Genomic DNA, 673 nt, shown 5'->3' with positions numbered 1-673 from the left:
ATAAAAGAGACAACAACAAAAACTGTATCTTCTCAAGCTGAGACATTGTCAGACAATGCAGACAGCGATCTAGCAGACCCAGTAGATACGATGAATAACAACGTGCCTTTATCTGATAAAAAGGCTGTGCCAATTGAGACGCAAGCATCTGATTCTGAAACTATTTTAAACGCCTCATTGCCAGAGACCGATAGTTTAGCCAAAGAAGAAGTTGATCGTTTAGAAGATGAGCATCAACGCTTAATAGACCAAGAAAAATTGGCGGCTGAACAAGTACAAATGAATAAAAAATTAACCGACATGAAAGCTGAGCAAATTAAACTGCTTGAACAGCAAGTCGCACAGCTAGAAGCTGCACAAACGGCTGAATAATAAAAAAAACTATTAAAATTATAAGTGGCTAACCGTACGTCAATATATACTGCTTATCATTAGACAATAGCTTGAGTACATACTACTTATCAAATCATTTGCTTATGGGGTATTCGTTATGACCACTTTGCGTTTGACCCATGACCCAATTTTAAATAGCAGCGCGCAGGTACTTATTTTACCAGTTAATAGTACGGGGATATTCTTAGATCCTATACTCATGCCGTTAATACGTTATAAAGGCCTGCGCACAATGGCCTTATTGACACGGCCACTCCTTTCTAACTCTCCAAAGAATAAC

Annotated in this window: 1 protein-coding gene and 1 pseudogene; both read left to right on the top strand. The window is 38.3% G+C overall.

What is annotated here, in order from left to right:
- Nucleotides 1-372, top strand: a 372-nt coding sequence (locus ACS8FD_RS21155) for a hypothetical protein (protein WP_439277313.1), incomplete at its 5' end; no start/stop codon positions are given.
- A 118-nt stretch (nt 373-490) separates the two neighbouring features.
- Nucleotides 491-673 (top strand): annotated as a pseudogene (locus ACS8FD_RS21150) (hypothetical protein); the annotation flags it as partial.

The sequence above is a fragment of the Psychrobacter sp. 1U2 genome (assembly GCF_051847575.1).
The sequence above is the reverse complement of the archived record's forward strand: the minus strand, read 5'-3'. Positions and strand labels throughout refer to the sequence as shown.